Genomic DNA, 14,450 nt, shown 5'->3' with positions numbered 1-14,450 from the left:
AGGGACAAACAATGGCTATTTATATTAATAAAGATACAAAAGTGATTGTACAAGGTATTACAGGATCTACAGCACTTTTCCATACAAAACAAATGCTTGAGTATGGTACTAAAATCGTCGCGGGTGTAACACCGGGTAAAGGCGGCACAGAAGTGGAAGGCGTACCTGTCTTCAATACAGTTGAAGAAGCTGTAAAAGCTACGGGTGCTAACGTTTCTGTTATTTATGTACCAGCTCCATTCGCAGCGGATGCGATTTTGGAAGCAGTGGATGCAGAATTGGATATGACAATTTGTATTACTGAACATATTCCTGTACTTGATATGGTAAAAGTAAAGCGTTACATGGAAGGCAAGAAAACACGTCTTGTCGGCCCGAACTGCCCAGGTGTCATCACGGCTGACGAGTGTAAAATCGGCATCATGCCTGGTTATATCCATACGAAAGGCCATGTTGGTGTTGTATCCCGCTCTGGAACTCTAACGTACGAAGCGACTCACCAATTGAGCCAAGCTGGAATCGGCCAGACGACAGCTGTCGGTATCGGCGGAGACCCTGTTAACGGCACGAACTTCATCGACGTTCTAAAAGCATTCAATGAAGACCCTGAAACATACGCTGTTGTGATGATCGGGGAAATCGGCGGTACTGCTGAAGAAGAAGCGGCAGAGTGGGTGAAAGCCAACATGACGAAGCCGGTTGTAGGCTTCATCGGTGGACAAACTGCACCTCCAGGAAAGCGTATGGGCCATGCGGGCGCTATCATTTCCGGCGGTAAAGGTACTGCTGCTGAAAAAATCAAAGCGATGAAAGAAGCAGGTATTGAAGTAGCGGATACACCATCTGTTATCGGCGAAACATTAATTAAAGTCATTAAGGAAAAAGGCATCTACGACAAGTGTAAAACTCATTAATGACGAATGCAGTATGCTGTAATGGCATACTGCATTTTACTATTATTTTCTAAGGAGGTTGACCAATTGTACAGTCCAATGGAGCGCCAGCTGCTCCGCTTGCATTATATTTATCCTGTTCCTTGGAATCGGATCCAGCCGCTGTTCGAGATAGACCCCGATCTGGAAAGGCTGGCTGCGATGAAGCCGGAACTGCTATCCCGATTGTTGCGACTACCTATTAGCAAAGCCGAGCGATTGAGCAATCGGCTGCGAGAACTTGACCAAACCCCTTTAGATCGCCTGTATCGCCAAGAAGGCATTACCCCCATTCCTATCACACATTCCCACTACCCGAACGATTTAAAGCGGCTTATTGATCCTCCGGCAGTCCTCTATGTAAAAGGGGACATTACATTGTTCAGTGCCCCTGAAAAAATATCGATCATCGGCTCAAGAAAGGCTTCGGAATATTCCAGAACGGCCCTCTCTATGATTGTTCCTCCACTGGTAAAACATGGTATAGTTATCGTCTCAGGACTGGCAAAAGGCGCTGATGCATTTGCCCATGAAGCGGCAATTGAGTATGGCGGTCAAACAATTGCTGTGCTTGGCAGCGGCCATTTTCATGTATATCCTAAAGAAAACGCAATGCTCTCTTCCCGAATTGCAACAGATCATTTGCTGATAACGGAATATCCTCCATATGTGCAGCCGGCCAGATGGACCTTTCCTATGAGAAATCGAATCATAAGTGGATTAGCGGATGCTGTGGTCGTCACAGAGTCCGCGGAGAGGAGCGGCACGATGAGTACAGTAGAACATGCCCTCGATCACGGAAAGGTCGTATACGCAGTTCCAGGGCCTATAACCTCTCCTTTATCGATTGGTCCGAATAAATTAATCGAAGAAGGGGCAAGCCCTGTCTGGAACGGCTTTCAAATCATTGAAACTGCCTTCTGAGAAGGGGCTTTTTGGAGGCCTTGATATTGAAAAGGTTGATTTTAATTCAAATCTGTTATACATTTTGCAACAGATATTCTTTTAAGTTGCCAGCAGAAAAAGGTATGCTGGTCAGAAGATAACAAATACAAAACTTTTTTGATTAAAAGGGTACCTCTTGAGGAGGAGCAAAGTTATGGCGGATTATTTAGTAATAGTGGAATCCCCGGCAAAAGCGAAAACAATTGAGCGCTATTTGGGGAAGAAATATAAGGTTCGGGCATCGATCGGTCATTTGCGAGATCTGCCGCGCAGCCAAATGGGTGTAGACACCGAGAATAATTATGAACCGAAATATATTACGGTACGCGGAAAAGGGCCTATTCTGCAAGAGTTAAAAAAAGATGCGAAAAAAGCTAAGAAAGTCTTTCTCGCGGCTGACCCGGATCGCGAAGGGGAAGCCATTGCTTGGCATTTAGCTCATCAGCTCGGCATCGATATTGACTCGGATTGCCGCGTTGTATTCAATGAAATAACGAAGGATGCCATTAAGGAATCTTTTAAACATCCACGGCCGATTGATATGAATCGGGTGGATGCCCAGCAGGCAAGGCGTGTATTGGATCGTCTGGTCGGTTATAACATCAGCCCGATCCTGTGGAAAAAAGTTAAAAAGGGACTATCAGCAGGTAGGGTTCAATCTGTTGCTCTTCGTTTGATTGTTGATCGGGAGAAAGAAATAAAAGCTTTTCAGCCTGAAGAATACTGGTCCGTCGGCGGTAAATTCCAAAAAGATGGCAGTTCATTTGAAGCTGCCTACTATGGCAATATCGAAGGAAAAGTCAAATTATCGACAAAGGAACAAGTCGACGAGGCGCTGAAGACGTTGAACGGGGACATGTTTGAAGTTGTAAACGTTATCAAAAAGGAACGGAAAAGAAATCCTTCGCCTCCATTTACTACATCTTCTTTGCAGCAAGAGGCCGCACGAAAATTGAATTTCCGCGCACGGAAAACAATGATGCTTGCTCAACAGCTGTATGAAGGTATAAATGTAGGCAAGGAAGGCAGCGTCGGTTTGATCAGTTATATGCGTACGGACTCTACCCGTATTTCCGAAACAGCAAGATCTGAGGCAGTTTCATTTGTTGAGACGATGTACGGTAAGGAGTTTGTCTCTGTTCCTGGAAAGCCGAAAGGCAAAGAATCAGCCAATACGCAGGATGCGCATGAGGCGGTGCGTCCGACTTCTGTCATGAGAACGCCTCAATCAATGAAGGAATACCTCTCTAGAGATCAGCTTCGCCTGTATAAATTAATATGGGAACGGTTCGTTGCCAGCCAGATGTCTCCTGCTATTTTGGATACTGTCACTGCGGACTTGCTAAACGGAGATGTGAAGTTCCGGGCGACTGGATCCGAAGTGAAATTTCCAGGGTTTATGAAAGTGTACATTGAAAGCGACGAAGACCAAGAGGAGGAAAAGGAGTCTATTCTCCCGCCATTGGACACGGGTGAAAAGGTAAAAAGTCTTGAAATCGAGCCGAAACAACATTTTACCCAACCGCCTCCACGCTATTCAGAGGCAAGGCTCGTCAAGACGCTGGAAGAACTAGGAATAGGCAGACCATCGACATATGCGCCAACTCTTGATACAATTCAAAAGCGAGGTTACGTCACATTAGATGCCAAACGATTCGTTCCTACCGAGTTAGGTGAGATTGTCCATCAAGCGGTCAATCAGTACTTCCCGGATATTATTAATATTGAATTTACTGCTGAAATGGAAAAGAGCCTGGACGATGTTGAAGAGGGTGAGGTTCCATGGAAGCAAGTCATCGATGAATTCTATCGGGATTTCGAAAAACATGTCCAAGTGGCTGACGAAGAAATGGAGAAAATCGAAATCAAAGACGAGCCTGCCGGGGAAGATTGCGAAAAGTGCGGCTCTCCGATGGTATTTAAGATGGGTCGCTTCGGGAAATTTATGGCTTGTTCTAATTTCCCGGATTGCAGAAATACGAAAGCGATCGTAAAGCCGATCGGGGTCACATGTCCTTCCTGTAAAGAAGGCCAAGTCGTTGAACGAAAGAGCAAAACAAAACGGATTTTCTATGGCTGTGACCGTTACCCGGAATGCGAATATGTGTCATGGGATAAACCGATTGCACGTCCATGTCCGAAATGTCAAAATACATTAGTTGAAAAGAGATTGAAAAAAGGCATTCAGATACAATGTACGGAATGTGATTATAAAGAGAACGTGCAAGAATAATGCAGGAAAAGAGTGAGGAAATGCGACCAGTCGTAAACGTAATAGGAGCCGGCCTGGCAGGAAGTGAAGCGGCATGGCAAATTGCATCCCGAGGTGTAAATGTCCGTTTGTATGAAATGCGTCCTGTCAAACAGACACCCGCACATCATACGGATAAGTTTGCGGAACTAGTATGCAGCAATTCACTGCGCGCAAACAATTTAACGAACGCTGTCGGGATTATCAAAGAAGAGATGAGACGGCTGGGCTCCCTCATCATCGAGTCCGCTGATCAATGTGCAGTGCCTGCAGGCGGGGCACTTGCCGTAGATCGTCATGAATTTGCAGGCAATGTGACCGCACAAATAAAGAATCACCCGCTGATTGAAGTGATTAACGAAGAAGTGACGGATCTCACACAACTGCTGGAAGGGATTACAGTGATTGCGACCGGTCCTCTGACATCTCCTGCATTAGCAGAGAAGATCAAAGAGCTGACGGGGGAAGAATACTTATACTTTTACGATGCGGCTGCGCCGATAATTGAAAAGGATTCCATTGATATGGAAAAGGTGTATTTGAAATCCCGCTACGATAAGGGAGAAGCGGCCTATTTAAATTGTCCTATGGACGATGAGGAATTTAAAAGGTTTTACGATGCACTCATATCTGCTGAAGTAGCCCCATTGAAAGAGTTCGAGAAAGAAGTGTATTTTGAAGCTTGTATGCCAGTGGAAGTACTCGCCCAGCGAGGAGAAAAGACATTGTTGTTTGGGCCGTTAAAGCCAGTCGGCCTAGAAGATCCTAAATCCGGAAAACGTCCAAGGGCGGTCGTCCAGCTAAGGCAGGATGATGCGGCAGGAACACTCTACAACATCGTCGGCTTCCAGACGCACATGAAATGGGGAGCACAGAAGGAAGTCATTCAATTAATTCCCGGATTGGAGAACGTGGAGATTGTTCGTTACGGTGTCATGCATCGCAATACTTTCATCAATTCTCCAAAGGTGCTAAAATCGACATATCAATTAAGAACTAGAGAGAATTTGTTCTTCGCTGGCCAGATGACTGGAGTAGAAGGATATGTGGAATCTGCCGGTTCTGGGTTAATTGCTGGAATCAATGCCGCTATGCTGGCGCTTGGCAAGGAACCGATTCTTTTTCCTGAAGAGACGGCACTTGGAAGCATGGCACGGTATATTACAGAAGCCGATCCGAGGAATTTCCAGCCGATGAATGTCAATTTTGGTTTATTTCCTGACTTGGGTGAACGCGTCAAGTCTAAAGTGGAGAGAGCCGAGAAACATGCAGGAAGGGCGCTGGATGCGCTAGAAAGTTTCCGTACATCCGTTACATTGTGATAGCGGGCTGCCCCTGGTTAGTGGGGCAGCTCTTTCCTATTGTGGAAAATTAAATAGTGTAGCTCTCCTAGCATTAGCTAGAGGGAAGCATTCCTAATTTGAATAAATTGTGACGATCCGGTGAATACGTAACATAAACCCTATTAACTCAATACGAATTGATTGCGGCATGAGTATCGATTGCTGTATAGTGAATCGTGGATGACTTTTGAATAGAGTAAGTAGTCGACATTTTCGAGTATTCATGTAAAAAGTTGGATTCTAAAGATTACCACAAATTACTATTTAAAAACTATTCAAATCTTTTCAAACTTTGTTATAATGTATATGTGAGTGATTCATTCTGGAGGTGAATTGCTTGACCGATGTGACCAAAGAAGCTTTTGCTGCGTACATTTCCTACATTCGTCTTGAGAAAAACTTTTCATCTTTCACTGTTTCGGAGTATGAAAGGGATGTAGTCGAGTTTTTTGCATTTATGGATGCAGAGGGGATTTCTACCCTTTCGGATGTTACTTATCCAGTGGCGCGGTTATATGTAACGAAACTGTATGATAACGGATTTTCACGGACGACCATATCCAGAAAGATCTCCTCGCTGCGCTCGTTCTACAAGTTTGCCAATGCTCGTTACGGGGTAAACGATAATGCATTCCGATTGTTGCATCATCCGAAGAAGGAAGAGCGACTTCCGGCTTTTTTTTATGAGGAGGAAATGGGGGAGCTTTTGGCTGCCTGTGATCTAGATGACAAAAAATCATTACGCGATCGGGCGCTTTTAGAGCTGCTCTATGCGACTGGGATGCGTGTCAGTGAATTGGTCGCCTTGAAAATAAGGGATATCGACCTGTCGCTTGGGATTGTTCTTGTAATGGGGAAAGGAAGAAAAGAGCGGTACATACCTTTTGGCAGTTTTGCCTTATCAGCTTTGGAAACGTATCTCGCTGATGGGAGGCCGCTGCTAATGAAAAACAGACAGCATGAAGCTTTGTTTGTCAATATGCGAGGCGAACCGTTGACCGATCGGGGCGTACGGCATGTATTGAATGAGTTGATGAAGCGTGCCTCTCTCCATACGAAGATCCATCCACATATGATCCGACACTCGTTTGCAACACATTTGCTGGCAAATGGGGCGGATATGAGAACAGTCCAAGAATTGCTTGGGCATAGCCATATATCTTCAACTCAAGTGTATACACATATTACGAAAGAGCACTTGCGGAAAACGTATATGAATACACATCCGCGTGCATAGGAGGGTGAGTGAAGTGATGGAATTCCATTCAACGACTATTTTTGCAATACGGCACAAAGGAGTATGTGCTATGTCAGGAGATGGACAAGTGACAATGGGTGAATCCGTTGTCATGAAGCATACCGCCAAAAAAGTGAGAAGGCTTTTTGGGGGAAAAATCCTGGCTGGATTTGCAGGGTCTGTCGCTGATGCATTTACGCTGTTCGATCTCTTTGAAGGGAAATTAGCCGAATTCAACGGAAATCTTGAACGTGCTGCTGTCGAGCTGGCCAAAGAATGGCGGGGAGATAGGATCCTTAGAAAATTGGAGGCTATGCTGCTAGTGGCGGATGAGAGCCGGTTATTACTAGTATCGGGGACAGGTGAAGTCATTGAGCCCGATGATGGTATTCTTGCCATCGGCTCCGGCGGCAATTATGCGCTCGCAGCTGGAAGAGCACTAGCTAAATATAGCGGAGACTCATTAACTGCTGAACAAATAGCGAAGGCTGCACTTGAAACAGCGGCTGAAATTTGTGTGTACACGAATGATCAGATCATAGTGGAGGTGCTTGATTGATGAGAAAACAAGAATTAACACCTCGGGAACTAACCGCCTATCTAGATCGTTATATTGTTGGACAGGATAATGCCAAAAAAGCGGTTGCCGTTGCGATCCGGAACAGATATCGGCGCAGCCTGCTGGATGAAGAGGAAAGAAGGGAAGTTATTCCCAAAAACATTTTAATGATTGGTCCGACCGGTGTTGGGAAGACTGAAATAGCAAGAAGAATTGCGAGACTTGTCAATGCCCCATTTGTTAAAGTGGAAGCGACAAAATTCACTGAGGTGGGATATGTCGGACGCGATGTAGAATCAATGGTGCGTGATTTGACAGAAGCGAGTGTCCGTATAGTTCGGGAACAACAACGAGAAGCAGTAAAAGATCAAGCGGCGAAGCATGCAGAAGAACGACTTGTGGAATTGCTTGTTCCTGAAAAGAAGAAAAAGGGGAATATGCAAAACCCTTTTGAAATGCTATTTGGCCAAAAAGTCGAGCAAGAACAGCCAGACCAATCCGAATTAAATGAAGTAAAGCAGAAGCGATCTGATATATTGGCTCGTCTGCGAGCAGGGAGCTTGGAAGAAGAATTAATTACAGTTGATGTAACAATGCAGCAGCCTTCCATGTTTGACGCCTTGCAAGGTTCAGGAATGGAGCAAATGGGAGCGAGCATGCAAGATGCCCTCTCCTCTCTCATGCCGAAGAAGACAGCCAAAAAGAAGATGAAAGTGAAAGATGCTCGAAAGGTATTAGAAGCTGAAGAAGCGGATAAGCTGATTGATCAAGATGAGATTGCTCGAAAAGCAATTGAACTGGCGGAACAATCGGGCATTATTTTCATCGATGAAATGGATAAGATCGCAAGCAAAGGCGGCGGTGGAGGGTCTTCAGCAGACGTTTCACGGGAAGGTGTACAGCGAGACATCCTGCCTATAGTTGAGGGATCCACGGTTACTACGAAATACGGAGCGGTCAAGACAGACTTCATTTTGTTCATTGCAGCAGGTGCGTTTCATATGTCAAAGCCTTCTGATATTATTCCGGAATTGCAAGGGCGTTTTCCGATCCGGGTAGAGCTTGATAAATTGTCGAAAAATGACTTTGTCAGGATTTTAAAGGAGCCAGATTTCTCCCTTATTCGACAATATGAAAAACTCCTCGCAACTGAAGAAGTCCATATTGAATTCGCCGAAGATGCAATTGAACGGGTAGCTGAGATTGCATTTGAAGTAAACGACAATACCGAAAACATTGGGGCGAGACGCCTTCATACCATACTCGAAAAGCTGTTGGAGGATCTATCGTATGAAGCGGCCGAAATTGGACCTTCTACCATTAAGATTACAGTAGCTTATGTCGACGAAAAGTTGAAAAACATCGTAAAAAACAAAGATTTGTCACATTTTATCCTTTAAGAAGAACATTTTAGTTTATTTAATGATTAAAAAGCTTTAGAATATTCTTAGTGGGATGTCCATAATTTTAAGGAGGAAAATAAAAATGGCTTTATTAGCTAAAACACGTCAAATTAATGCAATGTTACAGGAATCAGCAGGGAAACCAGTCAATTTCAAAGAAATGGCAGAAAAATTGAGTTCTGTCATTGAGTGCAATGCATTTATCGTCAGCAGAAAAGGAAAATTGCTTGGTCTCGAAATTCATCAGCAAATTGAGAATGAGCGGATGAAAAAGATGTTTGAAGACCGCAAGTTCCCTGAAGAATATACAAAAAAATTATTTGAAGTAAATGAGACGTCTTCTAATATTGACGTATACAGCGAATATACAGTGTTCCCGGAAGAAGAGCGCGAATTGTTCAAAGACGGATTGACTACTATTGTTCCGATCATCGGAGGCGGAGAGCGTCTTGGCACATTAGTATTGGCAAGACTGAAAGAAGAGTTTACTGAAGATGATTTGATCCTTGCTGAGTATGGCGCTACTGTAGTTGGCATGGAAATCCTTCGTGAAAAGGCAGAAGAGATCGAAATCGAAGCCCGCAGCAAAGCAGTTGTTCAAATGGCGATCAATTCCTTGTCATACAGTGAACATGAAGCAATTGAGCATATCTTTAAAGAGCTTGATGGCAATGAAGGTTTGCTTGTCGCTTCAAAGATTGCGGACCGCGTTGGAATTACTCGTTCCGTTATCGTCAATGCCCTTCGTAAATTGGAGAGCGCTGGCGTAATCGAATCCCGCTCTTTAGGAATGAAAGGGACATACATTAAAGTTTTAAACAGCAAATTCCTAGAAGAGTTAGAAAAACATAAAAACTAAAAATGAAAAGACCTCATCCAACTGGGTGAGGTCTTTTTTTGTCGAAAAAATAATAAATAGTACTTAAATACTATAAAATGATTGCTGTCTAACTTGAGTTTTTGTACCTAAGAACCATTCGGATTTGCGTTTATATAATTAAAAAGGCTGTTTGGAACCATAAGAATTTCATCATAAATTATAGACAAATTCCTTCCTTATCCGCTACAATGAATTATATGTCGTATTAAGTAGATTTATATATAAAAAAATAATTTTCTTAATAATAGTTTACTAGTATATGAAGGGGTGGCTTTATGAATTTATTCGGTTCGACCATGTCATTGTTGGAACGTGGGCTGGATTTTTCTTCTACGAAAGGGAAGACAATTGCTCAAAATATCGCAAACGTTGACACACCGAATTACAAGGCGAAAAGCGTGAGCTTTCAAGAAGTTTTCGACAGAGAGAAGTCGAATGTTGTCAAAGCGTACCGAACTGATAAGCTGCATTTGGAATTTGCCGAAAGAACACCCCATGCAGGCGTCTTCAATTATTCGAATCTCCGCTATCGGCAAGACGGAAACGGAGTCGATATGGATAAAGAGCAAGCGGACTTAGCAGCGAACCAAATTTACTACAATGCACTTGTCGACAGGCTGAATGGTAAATTCAATACACTGCAAAATGTTATTAAGGGAGGACGTTGAGATTGAGCATTTTTCATAGTTTAAATACATCGGCATCCGCATTGACTGCACAGCGTCTTCGGATGGATGTCATTTCATCCAATATGGCTAATATTGAGACGACGCGAGGGGAAATGGTCGATGGGGAATGGCAGCCATATCGCCGTAAAACCGTCTCATTCCAGCCTCGCGAAGGTCAATTTTCTTCCATGCTACAAGCGGCTATGGGGAAACAGTCCAAAGGGTCAGCGGGATATGGAGTGACGGTCTCCTCTATAAAGGAAGACACTGAAACCCCCTTCCAACTTGTCTACAATCCTTCCCATCCCGATGCAAATGAAGATGGCTATGTACAAATGCCAAATGTAGATCCACTCCGTGAAATGATCGACCTTATGTCCGCGACAAGATCATACGAAGCAAACGTAACTGTGTTGAATGCTAATAAAGCAATGCTGATGAAAGCTCTGGAAATTGGCAAATGAGAATAATAGATAAGGAGATAGTAAAATGCCTGTACAATCAGTCCTGAATTCCGGAAATATTGCAAACTTGATGAAGCCGGTTGTTCAACAAACACCCCATGAGGCACAGAAAAGCTTTGGCGCATTTTTAAAAGATGCGATCCAGGATGTCAATAACCAACAGATCGAGTCAGATCGGCTGACACAAAAACTGGCAATGGGTCAGGAAGTCGATTTGCATAATGTGATGATTGCTGCACAAAAGGCTTCTGTCGCTTTGAATGCCACAATGGAAATCCGAAATAAAGTTGTCGAAGCATACCAAGAAATCATTCGTATGCCAGTCTGATGAAATGATAAGCAGGTACGGATTTCTTAATTATGTAAGCTGACCGGGGGATTAGAATGAAAGAAAGATTGGCGAAGATCCGAGCTGACATCAGTCAGTTCTGGTCCAGTCGGACAAAAACTCAAAAAACTGTATATATCGGCTCTACTGTAGCAGTGATCGCACTGGCTGCGTTTTTAACCTACTTCTTGTCAAGAACGGAGTATGTCACGCTCTATAAAGATGTTTCTCGTGCAGAAATCGGCCGGATTAAAGAAGAATTGGACGCCCAAGGGGTTCCGAACGAAATTGCGCCTGGCGGTGCTTCGATCCTTGTTCCAAAAGAGCGAGTGGATGATTTGCTCGTTTCCTTAGCTGCAGAAGGATTTCCTCATTCCGGCACGATAGATTACTCATTTTTCTCGCAAAATGCTGGGTTTGGAACAACTGACAATGAATTCAATATGATCAAACTAAGTGCCATGCAAACGGAATTGGCCAACTTGATAAAAGGAATCCAAGGCGTTCAGGATGCCAAGGTAATGATCACGCTGCCTACTCAATCCGTTTTCTTGAATGAAAGTGTTCAAAATGCCAGTGCATCCATCGTGCTCAAAACGGAACCTGGTTATCAATTTACAGAACAGCAGATTACTGGACTATATAATTTAGTATCGAAAAGCTTACCGAATTTATCAACTGATGACATAGTCATTATGAATCAATACTTCGAATACTACGACTTGAAGTCCAATAATATGGCGAGTGGTCCGAACGTTACGGACCAAATGGCTATTAAAAAGACCATTGAACGCGAGCTTCAGCGAAAAGTGCAGATGATGCTTGGTACGATGGTCGGACAAGATAAAGTAGTCGTCTCCGTCACGACGGATATCGATTTTAAGCAAGAAAACCGGGAAGAGAACCGAGTTGAACCGATTGATGATGAGCGAGACAGTTTGGCCATTAGTATTCAGCGGGTAACTGAGACTTTCTCAGGAAATGGTACAGTTGCTGGCGGAACACCTGAAGGTGAAGACCCGACAGATAACCGTACAGGTTTTACCGAGGGGAATATGTCGAATGGCGATTACGAGCGCATGGAAGAAACCATTAACAATGAAGTGAACCGGATTCGAAAGGACATCATTGAAAGTCCATATAAAATCCGTGACATCGGTTTACAAGTAATGGTGGAACCGCCGAATCCAGAAGATCCTGCTACTATGACGGCAGAAGTTAGAAACGACATTCAAGACATTTTGCGAACTATCATTCAGACATCGATGGACAAGGAAATGGTTCCTTCTGAAGCGGATGACGCTTATTGGAATGACAAGATCGCATTGTCTGTTCAAACATTTAACGGGAAGGCGAATGTTACTTCCGAAGAGCCAGTTGGCATCCCTTGGTGGGTCTATGCGATTGGTGCTGCGCTCCTTGTGGTGATTGGCATTCTCGTCTTTGCTTACTTCCGCAACCGAAGAAAAGAGCGCGAGCTGGAAGAAGAACTAATCATGGAAGAACAACGTGAAACGTTAAATGTAGATGACATTAATGTCGAACATGAAACAGAAGCAACAGTAAGAAGAAAGCAGCTCGAAAAGATGGCAAAAGACAAGCCGGAAGAGTTTGCAAAATTATTGCGGACTTGGATTGCCGAGGATTGATGGAGGGATGAATCGTGGTAAAGAAAGAAAAGGGTATGTCTGGTAAACAAAAAGCGGCACTCCTCCTCATCTCGCTCGGACCTGAAGTGTCTGCGGCTGTGTATAAGCATTTAAATGAGGAAGAAATTGAACGGTTGACACTCGAAATTTCCAGCGTTAAAAAAGTGGATAGTTCTGTAAAAGAAGAGATTATTGAGGAATTCCATAATATCGCACTTGCGCAAGATTACATTACACAGGGTGGTATTGGCTATGCGAAGACCGTACTGGAAAAGGCGTTAGGGAAAGAACACGCCCAAGCGATTATCAATCGTTTGACTTCATCCTTGCAAGTTCGTCCTTTCGACTTTGCGAGACGTGCGGATCCAGGGCAAATATTGAATTTCATTCAAAACGAACATCCACAAACCATTGCGCTTATTTTGTCTTATTTAGAGGCGGAGCAGGCCGGAATGATCCTTTCTTCCTTGCCACAAGAGGTTCAGGCGGATATTGCCAAGCGGATCGCTACGATGGATTCGACGTCACCGGAAGTCATCAGTGAAATTGAAGCGGTACTTGAAAGAAAGCTGTCTTCTACCGTGACGCAGGACTTCACAGAAACGGGCGGAGTCGACGCGGTTGTTCAAGTGTTGAACGGGGTGGACCGGGCAACGGAAAAAACAATCCTCGATGCGCTCGAAATACAAGATCCGGAACTGGCAGAAGAAATCCGGAAAAGAATGTTCGTATTCGAAGATATTGTCACGTTGGATAACCGTTCCATTCAGCGCATCATCCGTGAATGTGAAAATGAGGATCTTATTTTAGCAATGAAAGTATCCAGTGAAGAAGTAAAAGAGATTCTTTTCAAAAATATGTCCCAGCGCATGGCGGAATCATTCCAGGAGGAAATGGATGTCATGGGGCCGGTTCGTTTGCGTGATGTGGAAGAAGCGCAAAGCAGAATTGTCTCGATCATCCGTAGATTGGAAGACTCCGGTGAAATTATTATAGCTCGAGGCGGAGGGGATGACGTCATTGTCTAAAATCTTTCGATCTATCCACACGATTTCCGAGGCGGCGAATGTAAAAGAGATTGCAATCCGAAATCTGCGCCCGCCTGTAACGGAAGGCGTGAAAGAGGAACTGACAATGGATGCAGTGCTGAAAGAACGGGATTTGTTATTGAGCGAAGCAAGGCAAGCGATCGAACTCGAAAAGAAAGCAATCGAACAAATGCTTGAAATGGCTTCATCAGATATTGCTGCTATGCAGGAAGCGTGGCAGCAAGAAAAGGATGTCCTGCAACAGCAAGCTTACGAAGAAGGATTCCAGGTAGGTTTCGAAGAAGGCCGGAACAAAGCGTTAGCCGAGATGCATGAAGCAATTCATCAGGCCAATGAGGTCACCCGCATGTCACATGAAAATGCGGAAAGATATTTAGAGAGCCAAGAACGGGTCATCTTAGATCTCGCTATTACAACAGCTGAGCGAATTTTAGGTTTAAAGCTGGAAGAAGACGAGGAAGTATTCTTATCAATCGTCAAAAGAGGGTTGAAGGAAGCGCGGGAAATGAAAGAAGTTAAATTGTATGTTTCATCAGAGTACTACCCATTGCTTTCTGAAAATCGTTCAGAACTTGCAGCGATCTTCCCACCAGATGTACCTTTTCTGATTTTTGCCAATGAGGATTTTGATTCCACTGAATGTGCGATTGAAACGAATCACGGACGGATTGTCGTTTCTGTCGATGAACAGTTGAATGAATTAAAAGAAAAACTCGTGGAAATCTTGGAAGGCGGAGAATGA

Annotated in this window: 14 protein-coding genes; all 14 read left to right on the top strand. The window is 43.9% G+C overall.

Annotation, left to right across the window (positions count from 1 at the left end; all coding sequences use genetic code 11):
• Positions 1 to 11 precede the first annotated feature (11 nt).
• The 14 genes from sucD to fliH all read left to right on the top strand — a co-directional run bounded on the left by sucD (position 12) and on the right by fliH (position 14,450).
• Positions 12 to 914, top strand: a complete 903-nt coding sequence (sucD, locus tag NCCP2222_RS07965; RefSeq protein ID WP_248511305.1) for a succinate--CoA ligase subunit alpha — start codon at positions 12 to 14, stop codon at positions 912 to 914.
• A gap of 66 nt (positions 915 to 980) precedes the next feature.
• Complete coding sequence (gene dprA, locus NCCP2222_RS07960; protein WP_309295950.1) at positions 981 to 1,856, top strand: DNA-processing protein DprA; 876 nt, start codon at positions 981 to 983, stop codon at positions 1,854 to 1,856.
• Positions 1,857 to 2,031: 175 nt separating this feature from the next.
• Entirely contained in the window at positions 2,032 to 4,110 is a 2,079-nt protein-coding gene (gene topA / locus NCCP2222_RS07955; protein WP_248511303.1) for a type I DNA topoisomerase, read from the top strand.
• Positions 4,111 to 4,130: 20 nt separating this feature from the next.
• Complete coding sequence (gene trmFO / locus NCCP2222_RS07950) at positions 4,131 to 5,450, top strand: FADH(2)-oxidizing methylenetetrahydrofolate--tRNA-(uracil(54)-C(5))-methyltransferase TrmFO (RefSeq protein WP_248511301.1); 1,320 nt, start codon at positions 4,131 to 4,133, stop codon at positions 5,448 to 5,450.
• 367 nt (positions 5,451 to 5,817) lie between these two features.
• On the top strand, positions 5,818 to 6,708 hold the full coding sequence (gene xerC / locus NCCP2222_RS07945) for a tyrosine recombinase XerC (protein WP_375709174.1): 891 nt from the start codon (positions 5,818 to 5,820) through the stop codon (positions 6,706 to 6,708).
• Between the two features lie 13 nt (positions 6,709 to 6,721).
• The gene (hslV, locus tag NCCP2222_RS07940; RefSeq protein ID WP_238084092.1) at positions 6,722 to 7,267 is read left to right on the top strand and encodes an ATP-dependent protease subunit HslV; all 546 of its coding nucleotides are present in this window, start codon (positions 6,722 to 6,724) and stop codon (positions 7,265 to 7,267) included.
• Positions 7,267 to 8,667: an ATP-dependent protease ATPase subunit HslU gene (gene hslU, locus NCCP2222_RS07935; RefSeq protein ID WP_248511297.1), complete on the top strand. Its 1,401-nt coding sequence runs from the start codon at positions 7,267 to 7,269 to the stop codon at positions 8,665 to 8,667. Before hslV ends, hslU begins: the two co-directional genes overlap by 1 nt.
• An 85-nt stretch (positions 8,668 to 8,752) precedes the next feature.
• On the top strand, positions 8,753 to 9,529 hold the full coding sequence (gene codY, locus NCCP2222_RS07930; RefSeq protein WP_184206761.1) for a GTP-sensing pleiotropic transcriptional regulator CodY: 777 nt from the start codon (positions 8,753 to 8,755) through the stop codon (positions 9,527 to 9,529).
• A gap of 296 nt (positions 9,530 to 9,825) precedes the next feature.
• On the top strand, positions 9,826 to 10,218 hold the full coding sequence (flgB, locus tag NCCP2222_RS07925) for a flagellar basal body rod protein FlgB (RefSeq protein WP_248511295.1): 393 nt from the start codon (positions 9,826 to 9,828) through the stop codon (positions 10,216 to 10,218).
• A gap of 2 nt (positions 10,219 to 10,220) precedes the next feature.
• Complete coding sequence (gene flgC, locus NCCP2222_RS07920; RefSeq protein WP_248511293.1) at positions 10,221 to 10,682, top strand: flagellar basal body rod protein FlgC; 462 nt, start codon at positions 10,221 to 10,223, stop codon at positions 10,680 to 10,682.
• Between the two features lie 25 nt (positions 10,683 to 10,707).
• The gene (gene fliE, locus NCCP2222_RS07915) at positions 10,708 to 11,010 is read left to right on the top strand and encodes a flagellar hook-basal body complex protein FliE (RefSeq protein WP_282570680.1); all 303 of its coding nucleotides are present in this window, start codon (positions 10,708 to 10,710) and stop codon (positions 11,008 to 11,010) included.
• A 56-nt stretch (positions 11,011 to 11,066) separates the two neighbouring features.
• On the top strand, positions 11,067 to 12,659 hold the full coding sequence (gene fliF, locus NCCP2222_RS07910) for a flagellar basal-body MS-ring/collar protein FliF (RefSeq protein WP_248511291.1): 1,593 nt from the start codon (positions 11,067 to 11,069) through the stop codon (positions 12,657 to 12,659).
• Between the two features lie 14 nt (positions 12,660 to 12,673).
• On the top strand, positions 12,674 to 13,687 hold the full coding sequence (fliG, locus tag NCCP2222_RS07905; protein WP_238084082.1) for a flagellar motor switch protein FliG: 1,014 nt from the start codon (positions 12,674 to 12,676) through the stop codon (positions 13,685 to 13,687).
• Complete coding sequence (gene fliH, locus NCCP2222_RS07900) at positions 13,671 to 14,450, top strand: flagellar assembly protein FliH (RefSeq protein ID WP_248511289.1); 780 nt, start codon at positions 13,671 to 13,673, stop codon at positions 14,448 to 14,450. The genes fliG and fliH overlap by 17 nt, the downstream gene beginning before the upstream one ends.

Source organism: Sporosarcina sp. NCCP-2222 (assembly GCF_023168145.1).
Classification (GTDB): domain Bacteria; phylum Bacillota; class Bacilli; order Bacillales_A; family Planococcaceae; genus Sporosarcina.
This window is presented reverse-complemented; position numbering and strand designations above follow the sequence as displayed.

Coding starts and splice junctions, on each gene's coding strand:
- sucD (WP_248511305.1), top strand. CDS start 12: ATGGCTATTTATATTAATAAAGATACAAAAGTGATTGTACAAGGTATT.
- topA (WP_248511303.1), top strand. CDS start 2,032: ATGGCGGATTATTTAGTAATAGTGGAATCCCCGGCAAAAGCGAAAACA.
- trmFO (WP_248511301.1), top strand. CDS start 4,131: ATGCGACCAGTCGTAAACGTAATAGGAGCCGGCCTGGCAGGAAGTGAA.
- hslU (WP_248511297.1), top strand. CDS start 7,267: ATGAGAAAACAAGAATTAACACCTCGGGAACTAACCGCCTATCTAGAT.
- codY (WP_184206761.1), top strand. CDS start 8,753: ATGGCTTTATTAGCTAAAACACGTCAAATTAATGCAATGTTACAGGAA.
- flgB (WP_248511295.1), top strand. CDS start 9,826: ATGAATTTATTCGGTTCGACCATGTCATTGTTGGAACGTGGGCTGGAT.
- fliE (WP_282570680.1), top strand. CDS start 10,708: ATGCCTGTACAATCAGTCCTGAATTCCGGAAATATTGCAAACTTGATG.
- fliF (WP_248511291.1), top strand. CDS start 11,067: ATGAAAGAAAGATTGGCGAAGATCCGAGCTGACATCAGTCAGTTCTGG.
- fliH (WP_248511289.1), top strand. CDS start 13,671: ATGACGTCATTGTCTAAAATCTTTCGATCTATCCACACGATTTCCGAG.